Genomic DNA, 20,984 nt, shown 5'->3' with positions numbered 1-20,984 from the left:
CGACTGCCGATGAGTGATCACTGATGCGATGTGGGGCCGCAGCGAGCCCGCCGACGACCGTGCACGGCCCCTGGCCTTGACCGTCACCGCGGGCCAGGCCGGCGACGCACCTGCCTTCGAGGACGCCGAGGCGGCCGCCCGCCCGGCTTCGACGCCGAGATCTACAAGCAGCGGAACAGCGTCGAACGCCGCACCAACCGCCTCAAGCAGTGGCGCGGCCTGGCCACACGATGCGGCAAACTCGGCATCGCCTACCAGGCAGCACTCCACCTCGCCGCCATCCTCATCCGGGTACGACGCTGACCACGAGAGACGGAACCCAAGCCGTGACGTTCAGTCATTCGCCTTGATCTTCTTCATGGTGAGGTGGGACTCCAGGCGCAGGACGGCCGGCAGGCCGCTGAGTTTGCCGGTGAGGAAGGCCTCGTAGGCGGCGTGGTCGGCTACGGCGACGCGGAGGAAGTAGTCGGGGCGGCCGTACATGCGGCGGCACTCGATGACCTCTTCGTAGGAGGCCACGGTGTTCTCGAAATCCTCGAAGGTCTTGCGGTCGGTGGCGATGACTTCGACGTCGACGAGGACTTCCAGTCCTCGCCCGAGGGCTTCTGGGTCGATGACGGCCCGGTAGCCGGTGATGATGCCGGCCTCCTCCAGGCGCTTGACGCGGCGTAGGCAGGGCGGCGGGGTCAGGCCGACTCGCTTGGCCAGCTCGACGTTGGTCAGCCGTCCGTCCTGGCTCAGGTATCTGCATGCCCACAAGTCCACCCGTTGCCGGTGACCCTTCTCGGCCCGTCCCTGCCCCTGCCCCTACCCCTGCCGCCGCCCCCTCTCCGCGGACACCGTCCGAGGCGCGTTCCGCCTTCCGCGACTCGACATCGGTGGGACTGGCGTTCGTCCCACTCGGTCTCGCCTTCGGGGCGCTGGTCGTCCAGTCGGGCCTCGACTGGTGGTGGGCGGGCCTGTCTGCCGCGCTCATCTACGGCGGATCGTTCGAGTTCCTGCCGATCGGCATGGTCACTGCCGCCGCGCCGCTGGCCGCGATCGCGGGAACCGCGTTCATGGTGAACGTCCGGCACGTCTTCTACGCGTTGTCCTTCCCCTTGCACCGGGTCAAGGGCGGTCTCGGCAAGGCGTACGGCACCTTCGCGCTCAGCGACGAGGCGTACGCCCTGACCGCCGGAGGCAACGCCCAATCCTGGTCCAGTCGGCGCATCCTGCGGCTGCAGCTCCTCATGCACCTGTACTGGGCCGGCAGTGCGACCGCCGGTGCTCTGCTCGGCTCCCTCATCCCGGACAGCGTCACCGGCCTGGACTTCGCCCTGACCGCCCTGTTCGCCGTCCTCGCCCTCGACGCCCTCAGGGACCTGCGAGGCGATCTGCCCACTCCCGCACTCGCCCTGCTCAGCGCCGTGGCAGCCCGGCTCCTCCTCCCGGGCCAAATGCTCCTGGCCGCCTTCGCCCTGTTCACCGCCGGGCTCCTGGCCCGTCACTTCACGACCCGCAGGAGGCCGAGCCATGCCTGACTCCGGCACTCTCTACTCCGTCGCCGCCGTCCTCGTCGCCGCCGCGGTCACCTGGGCCCTGCGTGCCCTGCCCTTCGCCGCCCTCGCCCCGCTGCGTGCGAGCGCGACCGTCCAGTTCCTCAGCACGCGCATGCCTGCCGGCGTCATGGTGATCCTGGTCGCCTATTGCCTGCGCGACCTCCCCCTGACCGAGTCGCGCGCCGTCGCCCCGCTCGTGGCCCTGGCCGTCACGGTCGCCCTGCACCTGTGGCGCCGCAACGCCTTGCTCAGCATCCTTGGAGGCGCGGCCGTCCACGTCGCCCTGGCCAGCACGGTGTTCGCCCACTGAACCGGCTCGCCAGGCCCCGGCGCCGAGACCAAGAGACTGGCGTGGTGACAGTTTTTCTTGTCATTAACGTCCATCGACAGGTAATCTTGTCGTATGAATGATTCGGTAACGATCCCGACCCCGGACAAAGGCGATGAGACCTTCTGGGCCGCCGTCATGACCCTGGTGGAGCCTCCTTGGAGCGAGCCCACCCAGGACGATGCGTTCACCATGGACGACAAGGTCCTCGATGCGGTCCGCGCACTGGCCGAACGGATCTCGACACGCGCGCTGGCATACCGCGCCGCCGATAAGCCGTTCGATACCGCGCTCATGGCCGCGCCCGATGTGCAACTGGCGCTGCTGCGTTCGCTGTACGAAGCCAAGCGTTCCGTAGACCGGCTTGCGGAGAGCGCTGCCACTGTTGCCGGCCGTAGCGGAGCCAGCTACACGCAACTGGGCGCTGCCTGGGGTGGCATCAAACGCCAGTCCGCCCGCCTCAAGTGGCCCCACGCGGTAGCCAAGAAGTCCGCCAGCGAGTCCATCCCCCTTCGCTACGCGGGCGGAGTCGCCGTGATTCACCACGATCCGGATGCCGACGCCTGGTGGTACACCGCCACTGCCGTGGACCAGCAGGAGGAGGAGTCCGAGGCCGTGTACAACTCCTACGCCGAGGCCATCGCGGGGGCGACCGAGTTCCTCCTGGCGCATCCCCAGCCCACCCCGCAAGCATCCGAATGACGGGTGCTCAACAGCGGGCCGCGCCCAACGCGGACGCACACGCCCGCTCAGCGCCGCCCCGAGACCGGCCGGCAAGTCGGCCAGCGTCGAGAGGATCAGCGCTCTCATTGGGGGTGCGATGCGAACATCGGGGCGGGGCGGCGAGGGGCAGAGGTACGCGCTGACCTCGGACGAGGACGACAGCGACTTCTGGGGCTTTGCTCACGCGGCCGAGGGGTTTTTCACGCCTCTGCCGGATGAGGACGGCGCACGCCGAGTGCACCTCGCGGGTTGCCTCCCGCAGGGAGGCCTACTGAAGAGCACCGACCATGTCGGTAGCCGGCGTGCCGTGGCGGGCAACGCCTGGTTCGAGCTGCTCGACGGCGATGGCGTCACCATGGGGTCCTACTTCGTCGGTGAGGTCACCGTCGTCGATGTCAGGCCTTCCGCCCGATGCTCCTGCAGGCCGTGTGTTCACCTTGGACGGTCGGCACATCGTTGACGAGGACACCTTTTACTGCGCGATCGGTGAGGCCATCAACGGGCCCGGCGGATACTTCGGCTGGAACCTTGACGCTCTGGACGACTGTCTTCGCGGCGGCTGGGGCGCCAATACTCCGTTCACCTTGCACTGGGATTCCTCGGCCGAGGCTCGGGCGCGGTTGGCGGAGCGCGTGCCCGCCGGCGATCGCGAGGTTGCGCTGTTCGACCTGCTCCTGGAGATCTTCGAGGAACGGGGCGTGAGAGTCCTCCTCCGGTGACGGCTGTCCGCTTCGAGGCAGGGGTAGCCATTCCGGTGCCGGTATCCCCGGGACAGCACAGCCACGGACAACCATTGGCACCAGAGCCGTACGGCGACATCGAAGATGCCCCCACCAGGGACTGATGGCTTGACGGCATCCGGTTGAATGAGCACGTGACTGTCCATGACGTAGCCCGCCGGCTCCCCGCCATCGCTGACCTGCGGAGCCTGTGCCGCTCACTGGCGATGCTCGATGCGATCCTCAGCCCGGACTGGGAAGGCCGGTACCACTCCTTCAACGCCGGCTGGGGCGACGGAGAGGAGATGGCCTCGATGCGCAACGGGTCGGGGGACGAGTACTCCATCGTGTTCTCCGCGGCGGGCGCCTATGTCCGCGGCTTCGACCACGAAGCACCGATGAGCCCGTACGGCAACGACGGCGAGCCCTGGCCGGGAGTGATCGACGATGTCCCGGAGGACTTCAGGCCCTACGTCGAGGAGCCGGCGTTCACCGACGAGGACGACGTGCCTGTCGTGACGGCCTGCCTGTGGCGGGGCACGACGGACGATCGGTGGCAGCACGGCGTGATCGACTTCCCCACTGGTTGGTCCGACCCAGACGGGGCAACGGGCCTGTTCGAGCTCCTGGTCGACCGCTCGCCGGAAGCGTTCCAGCGCTTCGCCGAGGACTACTACGAGGTTCCCGTGGACCTGGATGCCGTGCGCGACGTGTACGACTTGCGGCCGCTGAGCCAGAAACTCGTGTCGACACTGAACGCGGAGGCCACCCTCGCAGACCTGGCCGAGGACATCACCGAGATCGGCTACCCGCCGTCCGTGCGGGACGCGATCTGAGCTTCAACTGCCGTTGACTCGTCAGGGGCCATACGACTCCTCGCGACCCACGCGGACACAGCCCCCACCGCCACGCAGAGATCCGGGTCCGCAACGAGTGGACCAGCCGCCGACCGGTGTGAGTCGCTCTCCGCTGGCCCGCACGACGACAAGCCCGTCACCTTCGAAACCGATTCGGTCACCGGCGGCCAGGAAGAGCGGGCTCGCCAGCTCGAAGGCGTATCCGTCGCCAGTATTGAGGTCTTTCACCAGTACCAACCGCGCGTTCGGCGTGGCTCCGTCAGCTACCAGGCGCATACCGAGATGCTCCCACGCGGCCTGGGGCCACATCGACCCCATTCAGCAGCTGGTCAGCGGCCAGACGCTAAAGATCAAGTCAGGGGTGTCCGGCGGATCATTGGCGGAGCCCAAGGGGAGCGGCTGCGGTAATGGTGCCGTGCGCCGGGTCGGCTCAGCAGGTCGAGTGGAAGAGGCCGCCCACGGGCCGGGGCCCGGCCGTCAGGGTGTTGTAGAGATCGCCGGCTGCCCGGGTCTCGTCCACATGCATTTCTACTCCGGCCTCCCGGATCAGCTCCAGGGTCGGTGGGGCGATCTGGAGCCGTCGCTCCATGCCGAGGCTGAGGACGAGGACTTCGACGCCTCTCTCGAGAAGCTCCTGTACGTCCCCGGGTTGGATCCCGGGGCTGTGCCGGGTGCCGTGCTTGGCCCAGTCCCATGCGTGGCCGCCGCCCGGGTACAGGACGAAGTCCTTGCCCGGGGCGATGCCTTCCATCTCCATCAGGCCCCATTCCAGGCGGATGATCCTGGGGGAGCGGGTCGAGCTCGTCGGGTTGTACGCGTCGGTCATGTGGGTGATCATCGCAGCCGCGGTGATCGCCCGCAGCCGCCTTTCAGCCGAACCGCCGACCATGACCACACCCTTGTCCGCGACACCTCTACACGTCGCGCACCGCGAGCAGTTCGACCGCCGCCCCAGACGACTCCAGCAGTGGCGCAGCGGCAGAACGCCGGGGATCCGCCCGGTAGGCAGCGAGATCCTCATTGCTGGGGAAGGTTATGAGGTGAGCCTCGACCTGATCGTCCAAAGTACGAAGCCGGCGCTCAAGACGCCCTCCGTACTCGGCAAGGAGCGGCAGGACCGCGCGTTCATAGGCGTCGAAGGCGCCCAGGCCCCCTTCAGGTAGCCGCGCGAGCATCAAGTAGGTGACGGACATGGCTGCCTCATAGAGGTCGGTAACAGTGATTCTCTGAGACTAGCTGGAGCACGCACGCCCTCAACTGACCGCCGGCTTCGGGCGGTACGCGGTTCAAGGACGCGGGCGCTGTTGCCACAGGCGAGTTGGTGCGCTGCGAGCGAGCGTCACCTGCGGCTGCCGGACGAAGTCGGCCCGGTCGGCCCGTGCGATCAGATCTGGGCGATGAGTGCGTAGCGCTCGTCAGTCACCGGCCCGCCCCAGAGGTCGGGGCTGCCGGCGAGGTCCTCGGTATGCACATCCATGACGAGCGGGCGTACGACGGCTGCCAGCTCGTCGGAGCCGACGCCGTGGTGCCAGGGCAGGGTCTCGGCTCCGGCGACGTAGGGGAACCCGGCCTGTCCGGACTCGCGCCACCGGCCCTCGATCAGGACGAGCGTGCCGCCCGGGCGGATACGTGCGATCCACTCGCGCAGCGCGGCCTTCGGGTCGGGCAGCGTCCATACCAGGTGACGGCAGAGCAGGAGGTCGAACTGCTCGCCCCCGGTGGGCGGCACCGCAGCGTCGCCGACAAGGAACCGGGCCTGGAGACCGGCGGCCGTCAGTTTGGCGCGGGCCTGGTCGACCATCCGCGGGGCCAGGTCCACGCCCGTGACGCGATGCCCGGCCTCGGCCAGCAGCTGTGAGAGGGAGCCGGTACCGCAGCCGACGTCCAGCACATCCGCCGGGGCAGTCGGCGACCAGGAGATCACGCGCTCCCGCCAGGCAGTGCGGGTGGCCTCCTCGCGCAAGCCGTGGTCGGGCTCGTCGTCGAAATCGGGGGCAGCGTCGTTCCAGTAGGCGGTGATTGCGGCAGAGTTCGTCATGTTGCCGATGTTGGCATCCTTCACTGACAACGCCCCGGAGCCATGGCGTTGCGCGGGCAGAGCCGGCGGTGTCCAGTCCGATCAGGGTCCGTCCGCCGTCACGCGGGCGCCTGTACTGCAACTCGCCACGGGCCCGCAGGCCTCGGATTGCGCCATCAACGTGTGCCGGCGTTCATCGTCCTCGCGCTGGGCATCGTCCTTGCTCCCACCCATGTCGGCCGGCCAGGGGACCGGCGGTCTCATCGGCCAGCTCGTCAGCGGTGTGTCCCAGGTCGGCCAGTGATCAGCCTGCCCCGCCCCGTCGCTGCACCGTGAACGGACACGCTGCCACCGCCTCCCTCCCCTCTACGGGGGCAGGTGAGCGGGCGGCGTAGCGGGAAAATCGTGTGCTTCGGCGGGCAGGGCCTCGCTATGGTTACCCACATGAACGTCACCGGCCCCAGCATCACCGCGACCGCGCGAGCGACCAGCTCGCCGGTTGCCGCCGCCTGACCTTCCCCTCTCCCCGGCGACCGGAAAACGGTCCGTCGGCAGTGCCGTGGCGCCCTCGCCCCCGGCCGGAGACTGAACGGTCGCGTTCTCCGGTGCCTCCCACGCTGTGATGCGAAGGAGTCATCCCATGAATACCGAGCAGCTGGTCAAAACGTTCGTCGAGTACTTCGAAGAGCGCGGCCATCGCCGCATCGTCGGCTCGACGCTGCTGCCACCACCGGGCGACCCCGTGCTCTTCACCACCTCTGGCATGCACCCCCTCACTCCGTACCTGGAGGGCCGCCCCCACCCGCTGGGCAGGCGGCTGGTCAACGTACAGCGCTGTCTGCGCACCACGGACCTGGAGGAGGTCGGCGACGCCACTCACCTGACGGTCTTCGAGATGCTCGGCACCTGGTCGCTGGGCGACTACGGAGGCCCGCTCAGCCTCGACTGGGGATACGGGCTGCTGACCGAGGGACTGGGCATCGACCCCGGCCTCCTGCACGCCACCGTCTATGCCGGCGGCAGCCAGACCGGGCCGGACACCGACTCCCTCCGGCTGTGGCAGGACCGCGGCGTCCCCGTCGAACTCACCGAAGAAGACAACTGGTGGTCCAACGGACCGGTCGGACCGTGCGGTCCCGACTCGGAGATCTTCCTGTGGAGCGGCGAGGGCCCGCCCCAGTCCACACCCACCCGCGACGACCGCTGGGTGGAGGTGTGGAACCACGTGACGATGAGCCACCGCCGCCTCGACGACGGATCCCTCGTACCGCTTCCCCAGCCCAACGTCGACACCGGACTCGGCCTGGAGCGGCTGGCCTCACTCCTCCAGGGCAAGTCGTCCGTGTTCGAGTGCGACGTTTTCGACCCATGGCGCCGCCTCGTACCGACCCTGTGGAACCTGGAGGAACCTTCGCTGCGCCTGGTCTGCGACCACCTGCGGTCGGCCACCGTCGTACTCGGCGACGGCGTGCGCCCAGCCAACACCGGACGGGGCTACGTCCTGCGGCGCCTGGTGCGACGGGTGCTCACCGTGCTGTGGCGGGACGACCCCTCGCGCGGTGTCGAAGACCTCCCGGAGGAACTGGTCCAGCACACCCTGGACCACTTCCGCCAGGAGATGCGCCCAGGAGACGTGCTTCGTGCCCTGCTCGAGGAGGAGCACAGGTTCCGCGGGCTCCTGCAGCGCGGCCGACAGGTGCTGGCCCGTCCCCGATTCCAAGGCCGGCTGACCGAGGAGGACTTCCACTACCTCCACGACACCCACGGTCTGCCACGTGACCTGGTCACGAGCCTGCGGCAGGAGTGAAGACGCGGTGCTCGAATGAGCCCGGCAGGGGAGACAGGCAGCCGTGCTGCGCGGCCTGTACGGCGTCGACTACGACGACGTCCTGCATGCCGCGGCGTGATGGTCACAATGAGCGTCGCGAGACCTGGCCCGAGAGCGATCAGGCCCCAGGCCAGGCCCTTCGCCTTCTTCCCGGCACTGAGGGAGGGAGGGGGGGTACGGGGAGCGCGCAGGGAGCGGGTCGTCACGAGCGTGGCGCCGTCGAAGGGCGGGTCCGGCTCCGGGAGGGCGGCCAGGGCCGGGCCCAGTGCCATCGCGAAGAGGTCCGCTGCAGCCTCGCTGACGTCGTGTCGATCCGGTGCGTGACGGGCGCGCCCCGGCCGGAACCCCCAGCTCGACGGCGACGGCGACGGCGACGGCGACGGCGACGGCGACGGCGACGGCGCCCGCCCGGATCCGCTCGTCGGCCGTCGGCGCGGTCGCGGCGGCGGAGCCGCCGATCGTAACGGCGTACGTTGCCACCGGGCTTGCGGGCTCAAGCGGAGTGATCGCCTCCAGTGATCGCATCCCGCATGATGTCCGGCATGAGCCGCATACCCAAGGGTGCCAATTCCTTCGTTCCGACCGTCGCTCTGCGCGTCGCAGTGCGCCATGAGCTCCGCCCGGGAGCCCCGCTGCTCGGCGCCTCCGCTCTGCTGCTGGACGCGAGCGGCAGGGCGCGTGGGGAAGCGGACATGGTCTTCTGGGGCCGGCCGGTGCATGGCTCGGGCGCGGTACGACATGCGGGCAGCGACGACACCTCCACGCAGTGGCTCGAACTCGATCTGCCCGCCATCGAGGCGGAGGTCGAACGCGTTCTGGTCGTGTGCTCTACGGACAGCGGCACGGTCGGGGCCCTGGTGGAACCGGCGGTGGAGGCGTTCGCGCCGGACGGCGTCTCGGTCGTCCGATACACGGTTACGGACGCGACGACGGAGACCGCGTTCGTCTTCGGCGAGTTCTACCGCCGTGCGGGCGGCTGGAAGTTCCGTGCGGTGGGCCAGGGTTATGCCTCCGGGCTGGCGGGCCTGGCGGCGGACTTCGGGGTCGATGCGGCGGCCGCAGGAGCCTCTACAGGGGCCCTGCAGACTCCGTCTCCGGCCCCGGCACCGGCAGAGACCCCGGTTCCGCAGCCGTCGGGCCCGGTTCCGATTGCGGGTGTGTCGAAGGTCAAGGGCGAGGTCGTCTCCATGCCTCCGGTGCTCGTCCAGACGCCTGCACCGGGAGCGGGTCCAGCGTCTTCGGCCGTGGAGTCGGCGCCGTTTTCTCCTCCTGGGGGCGAGTGGACCTTCGGACCGGTCTTCGAGTCCTACACCATCGAGGGGGAGGGGAATCAGGTCATCACCGCGGACACGCGCATTCCGCCGGGCCCGGTCCTGATCGAGATGACGCGTGAAGGCGATGGCTACTTCGCCGTCGAGCGCCTGAACGAGAAGAACAAGAAGGACGGTCTGGTCTTCAACACCACGCTGGAGAAGTTCCGCGGCAGCATGGCCGTCGAGCCGGTCGGTGACCGCCCGCTGCGCCTGATGGTCAGGGACCACAGCCGGTGGACGTTGACCTTCAAGCCGCTCGCCCATGCCCGTAGGCTCGAGACGACGCTGACCGGCCGCGGCCCCGAGGCGCTGCTCTACACGGGGCCGGCGGCGAAGCTCAAGGTGAAGTTCTGGGACCAGACCGGCGGCAGCTACTGCGGCATGTACGGATACGAGGTGGCCGGCCACCCGACCATCGCCGCAGCCCCCAAGCACCTCCTGGTCAACGAGGCCGGCCGGATCCACTGGGTGAGCAGTCCACTCCCCGAGGGGCACGTCCTGCTGTTGTTCAACGCCGCCGAGGGCTCCTGGCACATGAAGGTACGCCCGGTCTGAGGCCGCACCAGAGCGGTTCGATCGGCATGTGCCGGGACAGGCGGGCTGAGAAACGTGGGTTCGTCGAAGACCGAGCCGATGAAGGCGACGCCGACCGATCCGGCCCGGCCCGCGAGGACGTGGTGGACCGCTTCCACCGGAGCGTTGCGCTGACGACGTGGATGCCCTGCCGGCGCCGGTGTGTCCGGGTCGGCCAGGCCTTGCGGGACCTCGACCGTCAGACAGGCAGTGTTTGATTGAGCGCGGGTAGCCGGCAACCGGCCTCAGCCGGAGCTGGCTGCGCCCGCCGGCACGCCCGCCACTGCGAACAGCTGTTCCCGCACTCCGAACCTCACCTCACCTGGGCTCCGATCACGCCGATGACCAGGCGGATCACCCGCCGTACCTCCCACCGTCCCGGCCCGCCCGCCCTCCCGCGAAGCCCACGCGACCGACCGCGGCCACCGCCGCGACTACCTTCGCGTCCTCGTGCACAACGCCACCGTGGTGGCGGGTACTTCGGGCCTCGCGCGGCGTAGATCTCTGGTGGTGTTGCTGCCGAACAAGGTAGAGTGTGGCTTCATTATGAAGCACGTACATAATTCGGCCCTCGCCCGTGACCCTGATGGCTTCCTCTACGACCCCGGTGTCCGGGACAGCATGCAGGCGTTCGCGGCGGGCGATGACACCCTCACGCTGGAGGCGGCCGCAGCCGTCCGCTCGGCCTCCCAGGCGATCGACCGGCTGCGTTCGCAAGGCGCGGGAGGACGTGGGCTCAGCGCTGGGGCACTCGACGTCCTCGCACGCCTGAGTACGGCCACGGACCACGGGTTGACCATCGGTGAACTGGCCCGCGCGGCGGGGGTGAGTTCCCGCAACGTCACCGGTCTGGTCGACACGCTCGAGCGGGACGGGCTGGCCCAGCGGGTCCAGGACCAGAACGACCGCCGGTCGGTACGAGCCCGGATCACATCAGCCGGCCTCGGCTGGCTCGACGCCTTCCGGCAGCCGACGCAGCGCGCCATGTCCGCCGTCTTCCAGGGCTTCACCGAAGACGAACTCGCCCGGTTCCGCGACCTGTGCCTGCGCGTGGTCGACAACCAGCAACGCATCGAGCAGTACCTCAACTCGGCCCGGCCCGACGGGCCGGCGACATCCTGAACCGACAACGACGGAGCACCGCATGACCACCGACTCGGCAAGCACGGCCACCCGACGTACTGTCAGGGCCTACCACAAGGCCCGGTTCCGGGGAGACGTCACCACGGCCGCCGCCCAGATCGGCGAAGACTTCACCTTCCGCAGCCCGTTCATCACCTCCGACAGTCCGACCGGCCACCTCGACGGCCTGGACGGGCTCCTGGGCATCGTCACCGGAGTGGAACTGATCAGCGAGCTGTACGGCGAGACCGAGGCCACCCTGGTCTACGACGTCCACACCGCGCCGGGCGTCGGCATCACGCAGCGCACGGCCGAGCACTTCCGCCTCCACGACGGCCGGATCACCTCGATCAGGCTCATCTTCGACTCCGCCCCCTGGCAGGCCATCATGTCCGCAGCCGGCCCGACCCACGAAGACACCGTCGCCGTCGAGTGACCGGCCGCCTGTCGTCACGACGCCATACATGTGCCACGCCGCCGAAGTAGGCACCCTCAAGTGCTCTACGGGTCGGTGGTCGACTCGGCCGGTTCGGGGTCTGATCCGGCCGGCGCGAGTTCGGCGCTGTGACCTTCCGGGTTGTGGCCAGGTCCGCGAGTCGTGCGTCAGTCTCGGTGAGGGGTCTTCGGGGTTGCGGCGGACGGCGTCGGCGGTGTTGTCGTGGACGGAGGCGCGTAACACGACTACGCCGATGGTCGACGGCCAGCCCCGCCTGTGCCCCGGCACCTTCTTGTTCGCGTTCAGTCCCGTCGTGGTCCTCGGGACACCAGCGGCCGCGCGGACGGACTGGGTGTCAATGATCACGAGGGACGCGTCCTCTGACGAGCTCGTGCATGGTTGGCGGTGCGACGCCGGATCTTGATCCCTGATCACGTTCGCGTGGTCGGGAATGGGGCTCGCGCGGCGATCATCACCGATCGAAGGATCACAGGGCTGTCGGCCGATGTGATCGCCGAACTCGTCGCAGAGGTAGGTCCGTTATGGCACGAGCGGCACCAGGTGAGACTGGAGTCCAGGCCGCGGGAGCGGGCCGTCGGAGCCGGCGCAAAGCATCAGCTGGTCTTCATCGACCGGCTCCTGACCATGCTCGGCCGCCTACGTCACGGTGCCATACACGACCTGCTGGCCTGCTGGTTCGGCGTCGATCGCTCCACGATCACCCGCGCCATCGGCGGGGTGCGACCCCTGCTCGCAACGCGCGGCTGCACCATCGCGCCTGGCATCCGGCTCCGCACTCTCCGTTAGCCGTCGAGGAGGAAGTCCACCGCCATCACGGCGTGGAGGACGATCATGGCGCTGCAGCAGAAGACCAGGACGGCGCCCGCGTAGGTGTTCACCAGGTGCGTGAACGGCGACGCCGGCACCAGCACGTCCGCCGGGTCCTCCGGGGGGTGGGCCACGGTGATCGTGGGGCCGGCCTCGCCGTGCAGGAAGCCGCGGTACGTCCCGGTCGTGTCCGGGTAGATGTACGCGCCGCGGGTCATCGTGGCCCGGGTGGCGGTCACCATGATGCCGTGCCGGTACAGCCGGCGTTCCCGCCGCGCGAGGATCACTCCGTACAGGCCCAGCCACAGGCCCAGCCAGGCGAAGCCGCCGATCGGAACCGTGAGGATCACCAGATCCCACCTGCCAAGCGAACCGGCCACCACGCAGAGGACGACGAGCGCCAGCAGGTGCCACAGCGTGCCCCGCAGGATCCGGCGGTGGAACCGTGTCCGCCACGTGGGGGCGAGCGAGCGGACCACGGCGAACGGGGCCCCGTCGACATCGTCGCTGTCCGTCCGGTTCGCCAGGATCGCGTTGACCCCGTCGGCGAAGGCGGTGGCCGCCGCCTCGTCCACGTCGTCGATGCGGTGGACGCGCGGCGTCGCCCCGGCTTTCGCCCGCAGTTCGATGAGGACCGAGCGGCCCTCGGCGCGTATCCGGCCCAGCCCGTCGGGGGTGAAGGTGACCTGCTCGCGCGGGAGGTCGAGGACCAGTCCGATGTCCTCGGCGGACAGGACGGCCCCGCCCCGGCCGCGGAGCACCGGGAGGGAGGAAAAGGAGGTCGACATGGGCATGATCGTAGAGCGGGGTGCCGTCCCGGTCAGCCCCTCGGATCCTCGCTCGTCCGGCCCTTTCGCGGGAGGGGGCCGGTGAGGGCCGCCGCGATGCCCGGCCGGCGGGTCCGGCGCGGCTCCGGGGCGCGGGGCGCGCTGGTCGTGACGAGTGCGGCGCCGTGGGGCGCCGGGGTGTCGAGAAGGGCGGCGGTGACGACCTCTGCGAAGGCAAGCGCCCCGCTCTCGTCGACATCGGCGAGCAACCGCACGACACCACGGCCGACGCGAGCACCTGAGCGACACGACGATCCAAGCCGTCGCCGGACTGCTTCCACACCAGCAGACCACCACCCGCACTCCCGGGCCGACCTGCTCATTTCGACGAGCCGCAGCCAACCATGCACGAGCTCGTTAGTGGGTGTATCGGGGACGTGGGTCTTTCACGTCAGCTCAACTGGTGCGGTGCCGTCGGACGAAAGGCGCCGTTCCCAGGACGAATATGGTGAAGGCGACCAGGCGCTGGAGGCCGGGTTGAGCGGCGAGGCTGCTGTGCTGGATGCCATGGGTCGCGTACCAGTTGGCGGCGAGGTCGGTCGTCATGATGGCGCAAGCGAGGTCTGTCCCTCGACGCTTGCCGCTGATCAGAAGCGCAGCTGTGAGCAGGTCGAGGAGCGCCAGCGAGGACCAGTAGAAGTTGAGCCACTTCGGAGCCCATTCGTAAGCTCGAAGTCCGTGGTGAAGAAGGTCGGCGACATGCACGACGGTGCCAACGAGGAACAGGCCAGCGGTAATAGCGCCCACCACTATCACCACCCAGACGGGGGCGCGATGCATCCAAGCGATCACGTCACGGATCGTCCCAGCAGCCGGTGTGTCGCGTCAGGCAGTTGACGGAAGATGATCTCCTTCGTGCAACCTGGAAATCTGACTAATGCTCAGTGAGCCGGACTGGAGCCGTTGTTGCCAACGAGCAAGAAGCAGGGACGACCGCCGATATGGGCCCCGGCGGCATCTGATCAACGGCATGCAATGGCGGACACGGACCGCTTCGGTTTCCAGTCCCCGGAGGAACTGTTGGAACTTCCACTCGACACCTGCTGAGATCCACTTCCGATACACGGCCTAATCGGCGGGCCTTCTCCCGTACCTGACAGCGAAAGAGTTCGGAGATCCTCTGGTCAAGCCCGCCCTCGCGCCACATCCGGAAGTGCAGACAGCGCCACTGGCCACCCGTCAGGTTTTGATAGAAGATCGCGTTCACGTCTACTCAGGACGTGAAATCCGCGGGTGTTCGGGTCTCGTTTGACGACTGGACGCCGATGCCGATGCCGATGCCGGCGCCGCGCTCGACAAGCCATGATCTACATCGCCTCGATCGACGACCTCGCCAGACGTGCAACGGACGAAACCACACCCGCCTGGCGAATCGCACACCCTCTCAGTCAGGCCGGGGTCAGGACGCAGAACTCGTTGCCCTCCGGATCGGCGAGGACCGTCCACGGCACGTCGTCGCCCTGACCCACGTCGGCAGCCGTCGCGCCGAGAGCCTGGAGCCGGGCCACCTCCGCCTTGTGGTCGTCACCGGGGTACGGACGCAGGTCGAGATGGACGCGGTTCCTGACTGTCTTCGCGTCCCCGGTGCGGAGGAACTCCAGGTACGGGCCGACGCCCTTGGCCGAGCGCAGCACCGCGCGCTCGTCGGTCACCTCGTGCAGGGTCCAGTCCATCGCCTCGCCCCAGAACCGGGCCATCTCCCGCGGATCCATGCAGTCGACGACCACTGCGGCCATCGGCCCGGTGTCCCGGTAGATCTCCCGAGGCTCCAGCACACAGAACTCGTTGCCCTCGGGGTCGGCGAGGACCGTCCACGGCACGTCATCGCCCTGCCCCACGTCGGCCGGTGTCGCACCGAGATCTTCAAGGCGCCGGACCAGCTCTGCCTGGTGGGCCGCGGAGGTGGTGGCGAGGTCGACGTGCACGCGGTTCTTGACCGTCTTGAGTGCCGGGTCGGAGACCACGTCGATGACGACGGCGGAGGGGTCGGGGTAATCGAAGTCCGTGGGTTCAAGGTTGGTCACGCCGGGTCCCTCGCTGGAAGTACCCCAGCCGAGCGCCTCCGCCCAGAACCGGCCGACCGCCGCATCGTCCGCGGCCTTCATATGAATCTGCACAAGCCTGGTCGCCATGGCGCCGATCATATGCACAGGTGGATGAGGAGCCGAGCCGCTGTGTGTCCCCTGTGGGGGAGCACACCGCCTGGCCGGCCGCAAGGTGGCTGTCGTAGGTACCGAAGCCGGAGACTCCGAGCCGTGGCAATCCGCTACGACAAGAGGGCCTGCGTGTTCTACGGCACGGTCACCGTCGCCGCGATCCGGCTGTGGCTCCACCCGTGAGGCGTGGAGCTGGGTCGCTGTGGATTTGCCGTGGCTTACCGCATGACGGGACGGTTCGCGGACGTGTACTCGTCCGCGACGCTGAAGACGCTGGCACAGCACGGGCATTCCGCTTTGCCGAACAGGTAGGCGATTCCGTTGGCGAGGACTTCCTGCCCGTCGCGGACAGTGATCTGATGCATCCACCGGCCGGTACCGGTGAGTTCCTCGGCGACCGCCGGACGCAGGTCCCGTCGGATCTCCTCACCCCCGTCGCGTGCCTCCGAGTAGCATCCGAAGCCTCCGATGACGATGGTCACGGGCAGGCCGCAGTGGGGGCAGTCCACGCCGATGATGTCGTCCGTGAACCCCTCCAGGGTGTTCGCCCAGTGGTACTCCTCCTCGGCTGCGAGCAGGGCGCGGAACGACACGAGGTAGTCAGCCGGCCGTGACCGCAGGTGCTCGTCCAGCACCTCACGGAACTCTTTGATCGCGTCGGCGCAGTTCGCCAGCAGACCGTCGCAGCCGTGCCGCCCTGCCGCGCGCTCCAGGACCTTCCCGGCCAGGCCGCGCGCCTGCGCGCTGCGTGGCGCGAGGTGCACCAGGTGGGGCAAGGCGGCGAAACTGGCCGGAGAGACCAGGTCGTGCTCAAGGACGAGCCGCCAGCCCAGTTCCTCCCATGCTTCAGGGTCGTCCTGGCGCTCCACCCGCTCCAAGAGCTCGGGGACGCGATCGACGTCGAACCTGCAGTCGCGCATGTGTGCCCAGTTCACCACCTGGGCATTGAACCCTCCCAAGGCGGCCAGGAGCGAATCCGCGTTCCCAGGTCTGTCGTGGTGGCAGCCCCGAGAGACCCATCGGACACGCCCTGTTACTCCAGCCGTAGATCGTGATCTCGATGGTGGGGGCTGGCGGAGGTCGATTGCCGCGCGGACGGCGCCGGTACGCGGGTGGCGGTACCGACGCAGATGGGGCGGGTCCGGGCGGAGTAGGAACGGACAGCCACGATGAGGCCGAAGCCCAGGCCGGCGAAGGCCAGACCGCCGAAGGCGACCATCCAGGTGACCCCCGAACCGGTGGTGAAAGCCCCCGACGGTTTCAGCTCCGGCAGTACTCCAGTGGCGGTGAGCGGGGCGTAGATCAGCAGGAAGAGTCCGTATACCGACAGGCCAACGGAGCTCAACCACGCCGGCAGCAAGGGCAGTAGGCGTGGTACTCGCCGCCCGGCGAGGATCAGCGTCCATCGGGGGAACACTTGCCCCCACGGGTACAGCAGTCCCAGCATCAGGAATATCGCAGCCATTGCGGCCAGCACAGTGACATCGATTCCCACCGATGCGAGGGCCTTTGCCAACCCTGACTCGCCTGCGTTCGTCTCCCGCCACCCTTGTGCCGTGACGCCGATCGCATCACCACCGAGCGTCCAGATGGTTTTGACTCCAGACCACGGCAGAAGCCCGCACATGAGCAGGTAGACCGAGACTCGGGTTCGCTTCGACGCCACGGAGGGGTGGGGGTGGGCAAGCGGACCGTCGAAACCGCCCGCGTGGTCCTGTCCGCACCGAGGGCACCTGCCATACAGCCGTCGGCGGTACGACATTCCGACGAGGATGAGAAGAGCGGCGCCCACCGCGCTCAACAGGTCGTGCGTCAGGCCGGTGACGCTGTCCACCCCGGAAAACGACGCCAGCATCACGAAGTACGCCGGCAGACTGGCCATCCCCATCACGGACACCGGGACCGCCAGGATCAGCGTCGCTGCCACCATCACTCGGCCGCGCCCGGCAAGCGTCCGGGTAGTGGCCAGGCAGGCCCCGGCAGCCAGGACGGCGATGGCCGCCAGCAGAAGCTGGACCGTCGGCGCATACGCGACGTTCGGCGACCAGGGCACGGTGACGCCTGATGCAGCCCATGTGACCTGGACTGCGGCGAACAACACGCCCCACACCGCGGCGGCGTGCGGTGCCCACGTGGGCCAGCGCCGCGACCACACCACCCACCCCGGCTCCTGCAACGGCGGGCCGGAGCCGGTAGGTGTCTTCAATTTCGTAGGAACAGCCACCGTGACCTCCGGTTCCGCATGACTGACACTTGAGATTCCCCTTACCGCCGCACCGGTCGCATCCGCCGCGCGGACCATCCGCCTCCCTCGCGTGGGGGAGAAACGAACGGGCATCCCCGCCCTGGTGGCGTCGCCGCCGGCTGGACCAGCGCAGTCGGTGGGCAGTGTCGCGGGCCGACCGGACGGTCAGCGCGGTGAGCAGGTGCGCTCCGGTCAAAGCGCGTATGCAGAATCGTTCCTTGGCCATTCTTCGGGGGCAGTGAATTCAATCCACTCGATCGAGGGAAATTCAAATGCGTTTTCGGGTGGATAGCCTTGGGCTGAGCCGACACTCACCACCGAGGGGAATTTCACGCGCGCGCGAAAGGTGGCCCTGCACGGGTTCGCCGCGATGTCCCTGCTCGCAGCCGCCGCACTGCTGCAGGCGAGCCCGAGCAATGCAGCCGACCAGCCGGCACAGACCATTCAGAACCCGTGGCAACGAGTTGTGCATGGACCTCAAATCGTATGACGAACACACCCCGGTGACCATGTACCGCTGCAGTGACCGTGACAGTGCCAAGTGGACCCTCCGCGGCGACGGCACGATCCAGAACGTCGGGATCAACCAGTGCATGGACCTCACCTCGTACAGCGAGCACACCGCGGTCACCCTGTACCGCTGCACCGACCACCTCAGTGCCAAGTGGAGCAGGGATAGGTCGGAACGCGATCCTGCGCGTAGGCCGCCTCATTTGACCCGCACGTGCTCCACGGCAAGGGCCTGCGTGACATCGTGTCGGTTCCCGCCGGTGAGCGTGACGACGAGCGGAGTTCCGTTGCGGTCAACGATCAGGTGGTGTTTGGAGCCGGGACGGGATCGGTCGACGGGCGAGGGGCCAACGTGATCCCCCTTTGAGAGCCCGGACGTGCGACCCGTCCACCGAGCAGTCGTCCAAGTCCAGCAGATCGGCGCGGCGCAACTCGGTCAGCAGGGCGGCGTGCAAGCGGGGCCATACGCCGGCCTCGGTCCAGTCGCGCAACCTTCGCCAGGCTGTGGCTCCGAAGCAGCCCACAGTTTTGGCGGGCACATCGCGCCACGCGACACCGGTCCGCAACACGTACATGACGCCCGCGAGGGCCGCCCGGTCCGGAACGCGCAACCGCCCGGGGTAGCGGCGGCGCCGTTCGGGAGCGAGCGGAAGCAGCGGAGCCACGCGCTCCCACAGGTCATTTGAAACGAGATCAGCACGTACGCGGACACCCTGCCGACCAAGATCGCCGAACGCAAGATCCGAGGCTCAACTGAATTGGTCAGAAAGGCTGGTGGGCGTAGATCTTGCGCCACTGGTCAGCGGTGCCCCGCTCGCTCATCCCGGCGGCCCGGTAGACGCTGAGAGCGCCGGTAGAGTTGTGGGTGTCGACGTCGACGCCCACGCTGTGATGGCCACGGTCCCGGAGGAGCCGGAAGACGGTGCTCAACAACTGCGTGCCGATGCCGCGGCCGCGGTAGGCATCGAGAACTCCGAGCCAGGCGATCCGTGCGCGCTCTGACGGGTCGCGAGCGATGACAGCACCCGCACAGACCCCGTCGACCTCGGCCAGCCACCACAGGGCCGCTTCGTAGCGGCCGCGCTGTCGCTGGTCACGGTCGAACTCGGCGAAGGTACGCCGCCGGTGGTTCCAGTGCCCGGCCAGCGCGTCCTCCAAAACAGAGTGGACGGCGCGCCGGTCCTGGTCATCGGCAGCGACGCGCAGTTGGACACCGAGGGGTGGCTGAGCCGGTTCGGGGAACTCGGTGGTGTCCAGGTCGACTCTGAGGCGCGTGTAACTGTGCACGATGCTCCAGCCCTCGGCGGCCATGAGGTCATGGGCCGGGCAGTTGGGCAGCTGAAACATGGTCACGGGGGTGTTGGGGTGTGGCGCGTCCCGTAGCACCCACTCGTCGAGCAGGTGAAGCAGTGCTCGGGCCGTGTCCGTAGCGCCGTCTGCGGGTGCAAGGATCAGGTGGGCCCGGAGTTGGCCAGCCTGCGGTGCCGGATGCAGGGCGACGAAGCCGCTGAGCCGACCCTCCTTCGACTCCACGACCAGCGTCCGCGACGCCACATCCAGGCCGGGGCTCGCGAGCAGGTCACGCACGTCTGCTCGCGTCGTCTCCCGGCGCCCGATTGCGGCGTGCTCGGCGCAGCCGAAGAGATCTAAGATCGCCTCGATATCGGACTCGTTGACGGCTCTGCAATGCACACAGGCACGGTCGCAGGACTGTGCAGCTGTTCACAACCGATATTTGTTGGTGACTATCTCGGGGACCCGACCCAGCATTGCCCACGGCTCCGCACCCGCTACCAACGACAGGCAGACCTCCACATGCGTCCGCGCCGGACCACAGCGGCCGACCGCGTCCGCAAGCGGCGGAACCGCGGCTCGCAAGGCGGTCGGCCGCCGGACTTCGACAAGACCGACTACAAGCAGAGGCACGCGGTCGAGTGCGGCATCAACCGGCTCAAGCGCCACCAGATTCGACAAACTCGCCCTCCGCTACGAAGCGGCCGTACTGGTCGCAGTCCTTAACGAGTGGCTGTGACGGGCGCCATGCTGAGACCATGCGCCAGTGAACTCAGGGCTCCCCGCCGGATGGACGATCGAACGCGTGCGCGCTCTCTCCGGAGACCCAAGCGCCGCCCCGCTCTCTTGCGATCGGCTCGTAGTCGTCGAGGTCGCCGGTCAGGGCGACTACGAGCCGCTCCAGCCCGATGTGATTCTGGCGTTCCACGAATTGTGCCTCGCGAGGGACGACGGTGAGTGGTTCATGGGTCAGCTTGACGCCGACGGCTCAGTGATCTGCTGGGCCTCCTACGGATCCGACCTGGCCGAGGCAATCCGCAGTCTCTGACCGACACCCCGTATCTCCAGCCACTTTCACAACAGGCCTGACGCGGCTGTCTTGTAAATGATCTCCGAGTCGCCCGGGCATGCTCGGTCGTTGTGTCGCCCGCTCACATATCTGGCGAGGGCGAGGTTGTGCATCCGCGCGATGCCGAGCATGGGGTAGTGGACGCCGTCGCCTTTGAGGCGGCAGTCGCGGAGGATTCTCCAGGTCTTCATGCGGGCGAGGACGTGCTCGACGCGAGCTCGGACCTGCTTATGTGACCGGTTGCGCTCCTCCTCCCAGTCCGGGAGGCCGGTCTGGCCGCGCTCCCGGCGGTGCGGGATGACGAGTTCAGTGCCTGGGTACCCGCCGGATTCCTCCCACGCCTTGCAGTCGTTGCGGTTCCCGGCGAGCGGCCGGCCAACCATGACGACCATGCGGGTGTCGGCGTCGATGACGACCTGGTGGTTCGTGGACCGGTAGTTCTAATAGGTCATCGGTGACCCCAAGCACGTGAGTGCAAGGGCCACCAGGCGAGGTCGAGACCTGCCGCCCTTCGGGGACTCGATCCCTCTGGTCAGACCGGCCCTGCCTCGCCTGTGCCCTGCCGGGCGGAGACCTTCGGTAGTTCCGTGGCCTTGACC

General features: G+C 68.3%; 22 protein-coding genes and 7 pseudogenes. 15 read left to right on the top strand and 14 right to left on the bottom strand.

Annotated features, from left to right (window positions below; translation table 11 throughout):
- Positions 1–99 precede the first annotated feature (99 nt).
- Positions 100–303, top strand: a pseudogene (locus AB0O21_RS32895) (IS5/IS1182 family transposase); the annotation flags it as partial.
- A 30-nt stretch (positions 304–333) separates the two neighbouring features.
- Here AB0O21_RS32895 and AB0O21_RS32890 read toward each other — a convergent pair.
- On the bottom strand, positions 334–759 hold the full coding sequence (locus AB0O21_RS32890; protein WP_365177082.1) for an Lrp/AsnC family transcriptional regulator: 426 nt from the start codon (positions 757–759) through the stop codon (positions 334–336).
- Positions 760–878: 119 nt separating this feature from the next.
- Between AB0O21_RS32890 and AB0O21_RS32885 the strand changes: the two genes are divergently transcribed.
- From AB0O21_RS32885 to AB0O21_RS32865, 5 genes are all read left to right on the top strand, one after another.
- On the top strand, positions 879–1,523 hold the full coding sequence (locus AB0O21_RS32885) for an AzlC family ABC transporter permease (protein ID WP_365177079.1): 645 nt from the start codon (positions 879–881) through the stop codon (positions 1,521–1,523).
- Complete coding sequence (locus AB0O21_RS32880; protein ID WP_365177076.1) at positions 1,516–1,851, top strand: AzlD domain-containing protein; 336 nt, start codon at positions 1,516–1,518, stop codon at positions 1,849–1,851. The genes AB0O21_RS32885 and AB0O21_RS32880 overlap by 8 nt, the downstream gene beginning before the upstream one ends.
- A 93-nt stretch (positions 1,852–1,944) precedes the next feature.
- Positions 1,945–2,571 (top strand): hypothetical protein, encoded by a 627-nt coding sequence (locus AB0O21_RS32875; RefSeq protein ID WP_365177074.1) that lies wholly within the window; start codon positions 1,945–1,947, stop codon positions 2,569–2,571.
- Between the two features lie 449 nt (positions 2,572–3,020).
- Positions 3,021–3,311, top strand: coding sequence for a barstar family protein (locus tag AB0O21_RS32870; protein ID WP_365177071.1), 291 nt, complete (start codon positions 3,021–3,023; stop codon positions 3,309–3,311).
- Positions 3,312–3,466: 155 nt separating this feature from the next.
- Positions 3,467–4,147, top strand: a complete 681-nt coding sequence (locus AB0O21_RS32865) for a hypothetical protein (RefSeq protein ID WP_365177068.1) — start codon at positions 3,467–3,469, stop codon at positions 4,145–4,147.
- A 451-nt stretch (positions 4,148–4,598) separates the two neighbouring features.
- Here AB0O21_RS32865 and AB0O21_RS32860 read toward each other — a convergent pair whose 3' ends face one another.
- The 3 genes from AB0O21_RS32860 to AB0O21_RS32850 form a co-directional block, all read right to left on the bottom strand.
- The gene (locus AB0O21_RS32860; RefSeq protein WP_365177065.1) at positions 4,599–5,057 is read right to left on the bottom strand and encodes an MTH938/NDUFAF3 family protein; all 459 of its coding nucleotides are present in this window, start codon (positions 5,055–5,057) and stop codon (positions 4,599–4,601) included.
- Between the two features lie 25 nt (positions 5,058–5,082).
- Entirely contained in the window at positions 5,083–5,361 is a 279-nt protein-coding gene (locus AB0O21_RS32855) for a hypothetical protein (protein ID WP_365177062.1), read from the bottom strand.
- A gap of 191 nt (positions 5,362–5,552) precedes the next feature.
- Positions 5,553–6,206, bottom strand: a complete 654-nt coding sequence (locus AB0O21_RS32850; protein ID WP_365177059.1) for a class I SAM-dependent methyltransferase — start codon at positions 6,204–6,206, stop codon at positions 5,553–5,555.
- A gap of 619 nt (positions 6,207–6,825) precedes the next feature.
- Here AB0O21_RS32850 and AB0O21_RS32845 point away from each other — a divergent pair.
- The 5 genes and pseudogenes from AB0O21_RS32845 to AB0O21_RS32825 all read left to right on the top strand — a co-directional run bounded on the left by AB0O21_RS32845 (position 6,826) and on the right by AB0O21_RS32825 (position 11,457).
- Positions 6,826–7,992: an alanine--tRNA ligase-related protein gene (locus AB0O21_RS32845; RefSeq protein ID WP_365177056.1), complete on the top strand. Its 1,167-nt coding sequence runs from the start codon at positions 6,826–6,828 to the stop codon at positions 7,990–7,992.
- Positions 7,993–8,555: 563 nt separating this feature from the next.
- On the top strand, positions 8,556–9,881 hold the full coding sequence (locus tag AB0O21_RS32840; protein ID WP_365177054.1) for a TerD family protein: 1,326 nt from the start codon (positions 8,556–8,558) through the stop codon (positions 9,879–9,881).
- Between the two features lie 281 nt (positions 9,882–10,162).
- Positions 10,163–10,258: pseudogene (locus AB0O21_RS32835) on the top strand (IS5/IS1182 family transposase); the annotation flags it as partial.
- A gap of 91 nt (positions 10,259–10,349) precedes the next feature.
- Positions 10,350–11,021, top strand: a complete 672-nt coding sequence (locus AB0O21_RS32830) for a MarR family transcriptional regulator (RefSeq protein ID WP_365177051.1) — start codon at positions 10,350–10,352, stop codon at positions 11,019–11,021.
- Positions 11,022–11,043: 22 nt separating this feature from the next.
- Positions 11,044–11,457: a nuclear transport factor 2 family protein gene (locus tag AB0O21_RS32825; RefSeq protein WP_365177204.1), complete on the top strand. Its 414-nt coding sequence runs from the start codon at positions 11,044–11,046 to the stop codon at positions 11,455–11,457.
- Positions 11,458–11,673: 216 nt separating this feature from the next.
- Here AB0O21_RS32825 and AB0O21_RS32820 read toward each other — a convergent pair.
- A pseudogene (locus AB0O21_RS32820) lies at positions 11,674–11,838 on the bottom strand (IS5/IS1182 family transposase); the annotation flags it as partial.
- Positions 11,839–11,862: 24 nt separating this feature from the next.
- Here AB0O21_RS32820 and AB0O21_RS32815 point away from each other — a divergent pair.
- Complete coding sequence (locus AB0O21_RS32815) at positions 11,863–12,264, top strand: transposase family protein (protein WP_365177048.1); 402 nt, start codon at positions 11,863–11,865, stop codon at positions 12,262–12,264.
- On the opposite strand, the gene AB0O21_RS32810 is transcribed toward AB0O21_RS32815, so the two are convergent.
- The 6 genes from AB0O21_RS32810 to AB0O21_RS32785 form a co-directional block, all read right to left on the bottom strand.
- A complete protein-coding gene (locus AB0O21_RS32810) occupies positions 12,261–13,073 on the bottom strand; it encodes a hypothetical protein (RefSeq protein ID WP_365177045.1) in 813 nt (270 codons plus the stop codon). The genes AB0O21_RS32815 and AB0O21_RS32810 overlap by 4 nt on opposite strands.
- A gap of 32 nt (positions 13,074–13,105) precedes the next feature.
- On the bottom strand, positions 13,106–13,327 hold the full coding sequence (locus tag AB0O21_RS32805) for a hypothetical protein (protein WP_365177043.1): 222 nt from the start codon (positions 13,325–13,327) through the stop codon (positions 13,106–13,108).
- A gap of 181 nt (positions 13,328–13,508) precedes the next feature.
- The gene (locus tag AB0O21_RS32800; RefSeq protein WP_365177040.1) at positions 13,509–13,904 is read right to left on the bottom strand and encodes a hypothetical protein; all 396 of its coding nucleotides are present in this window, start codon (positions 13,902–13,904) and stop codon (positions 13,509–13,511) included.
- Between the two features lie 596 nt (positions 13,905–14,500).
- Positions 14,501–15,244 carry a VOC family protein gene (locus AB0O21_RS32795; protein WP_365177037.1) on the bottom strand — a complete coding sequence of 248 codons (744 nt, stop codon included), beginning with the start codon at positions 15,242–15,244 and terminating at the stop codon, positions 14,501–14,503.
- 242 nt (positions 15,245–15,486) lie between these two features.
- A complete protein-coding gene (locus AB0O21_RS32790) occupies positions 15,487–16,188 on the bottom strand; it encodes a hypothetical protein (RefSeq protein WP_365177034.1) in 702 nt (233 codons plus the stop codon).
- A 113-nt stretch (positions 16,189–16,301) separates the two neighbouring features.
- On the bottom strand, positions 16,302–17,369 hold the full coding sequence (locus tag AB0O21_RS32785) for a hypothetical protein (protein WP_365177031.1): 1,068 nt from the start codon (positions 17,367–17,369) through the stop codon (positions 16,302–16,304).
- A gap of 416 nt (positions 17,370–17,785) precedes the next feature.
- Between AB0O21_RS32785 and AB0O21_RS32780 the strand changes: the two are divergent.
- Positions 17,786–18,187: pseudogene (locus tag AB0O21_RS32780) on the top strand (RICIN domain-containing protein); the annotation flags it as partial.
- 62 nt (positions 18,188–18,249) lie between these two features.
- On the opposite strand, the pseudogene AB0O21_RS32775 reads toward AB0O21_RS32780, so the two are convergent.
- Positions 18,250–18,700, bottom strand: a pseudogene (locus AB0O21_RS32775) (IS5 family transposase); the annotation flags it as partial.
- Between the two features lie 85 nt (positions 18,701–18,785).
- Positions 18,786–19,715 (bottom strand): GNAT family N-acetyltransferase, encoded by a 930-nt coding sequence (locus AB0O21_RS32770; RefSeq protein ID WP_365177028.1) that lies wholly within the window; start codon positions 19,713–19,715, stop codon positions 18,786–18,788.
- 165 nt (positions 19,716–19,880) lie between these two features.
- Here AB0O21_RS32770 and AB0O21_RS32765 point away from each other — a divergent pair.
- A pseudogene (locus tag AB0O21_RS32765) lies at positions 19,881–20,055 on the top strand (IS5/IS1182 family transposase); the annotation flags it as partial.
- A gap of 66 nt (positions 20,056–20,121) precedes the next feature.
- Positions 20,122–20,364 (top strand): hypothetical protein, encoded by a 243-nt coding sequence (locus AB0O21_RS32760; protein ID WP_365177026.1) that lies wholly within the window; start codon positions 20,122–20,124, stop codon positions 20,362–20,364.
- A gap of 113 nt (positions 20,365–20,477) precedes the next feature.
- Here AB0O21_RS32760 and AB0O21_RS32755 read toward each other — a convergent pair.
- Positions 20,478–20,825, bottom strand: a pseudogene (locus AB0O21_RS32755) (transposase); the annotation flags it as partial.
- Between the last annotated feature and the right edge of the window lie 159 nt (positions 20,826–20,984).

It is taken from the genome of Streptomyces sp. NPDC091371 (genome assembly GCF_040684275.1).
In the GTDB taxonomy this organism is placed as follows: Bacteria; Actinomycetota; Actinomycetes; order Streptomycetales; family Streptomycetaceae; genus Streptomyces.
This window is presented reverse-complemented; position numbering and strand designations above follow the sequence as displayed.

What these genes read in the sequence shown, in the direction of transcription:
- AB0O21_RS32825 (WP_365177204.1), top strand. Translation starts at nt 11,044, where the DNA reads ATGACCACCGACTCGGCAAGCACGGCCACCCGACGTACTGTCAGGGCC.
- AB0O21_RS32810 (WP_365177045.1), bottom strand. Translation starts at nt 13,073, where the DNA reads ATGTCGACCTCCTTTTCCTCCCTCCCGGTGCTCCGCGGCCGGGGCGGG.
- AB0O21_RS32880 (WP_365177076.1), top strand. Translation starts at nt 1,516, where the DNA reads ATGCCTGACTCCGGCACTCTCTACTCCGTCGCCGCCGTCCTCGTCGCC.
- AB0O21_RS32855 (WP_365177062.1), bottom strand. Translation starts at nt 5,361, where the DNA reads ATGTCCGTCACCTACTTGATGCTCGCGCGGCTACCTGAAGGGGGCCTG.
- AB0O21_RS32850 (WP_365177059.1), bottom strand. Translation starts at nt 6,206, where the DNA reads ATGACGAACTCTGCCGCAATCACCGCCTACTGGAACGACGCTGCCCCC.
- AB0O21_RS32795 (WP_365177037.1), bottom strand. Translation starts at nt 15,244, where the DNA reads ATGGCGACCAGGCTTGTGCAGATTCATATGAAGGCCGCGGACGATGCG.
- AB0O21_RS32840 (WP_365177054.1), top strand. Translation starts at nt 8,556, where the DNA reads ATGAGCCGCATACCCAAGGGTGCCAATTCCTTCGTTCCGACCGTCGCT.
- AB0O21_RS32790 (WP_365177034.1), bottom strand. Translation starts at nt 16,188, where the DNA reads ATGCGCGACTGCAGGTTCGACGTCGATCGCGTCCCCGAGCTCTTGGAG.
- AB0O21_RS32860 (WP_365177065.1), bottom strand. Translation starts at nt 5,057, where the DNA reads ATGGTCGGCGGTTCGGCTGAAAGGCGGCTGCGGGCGATCACCGCGGCT.
- AB0O21_RS32875 (WP_365177074.1), top strand. Translation starts at nt 1,945, where the DNA reads ATGAATGATTCGGTAACGATCCCGACCCCGGACAAAGGCGATGAGACC.
- AB0O21_RS32845 (WP_365177056.1), top strand. Translation starts at nt 6,826, where the DNA reads ATGAATACCGAGCAGCTGGTCAAAACGTTCGTCGAGTACTTCGAAGAG.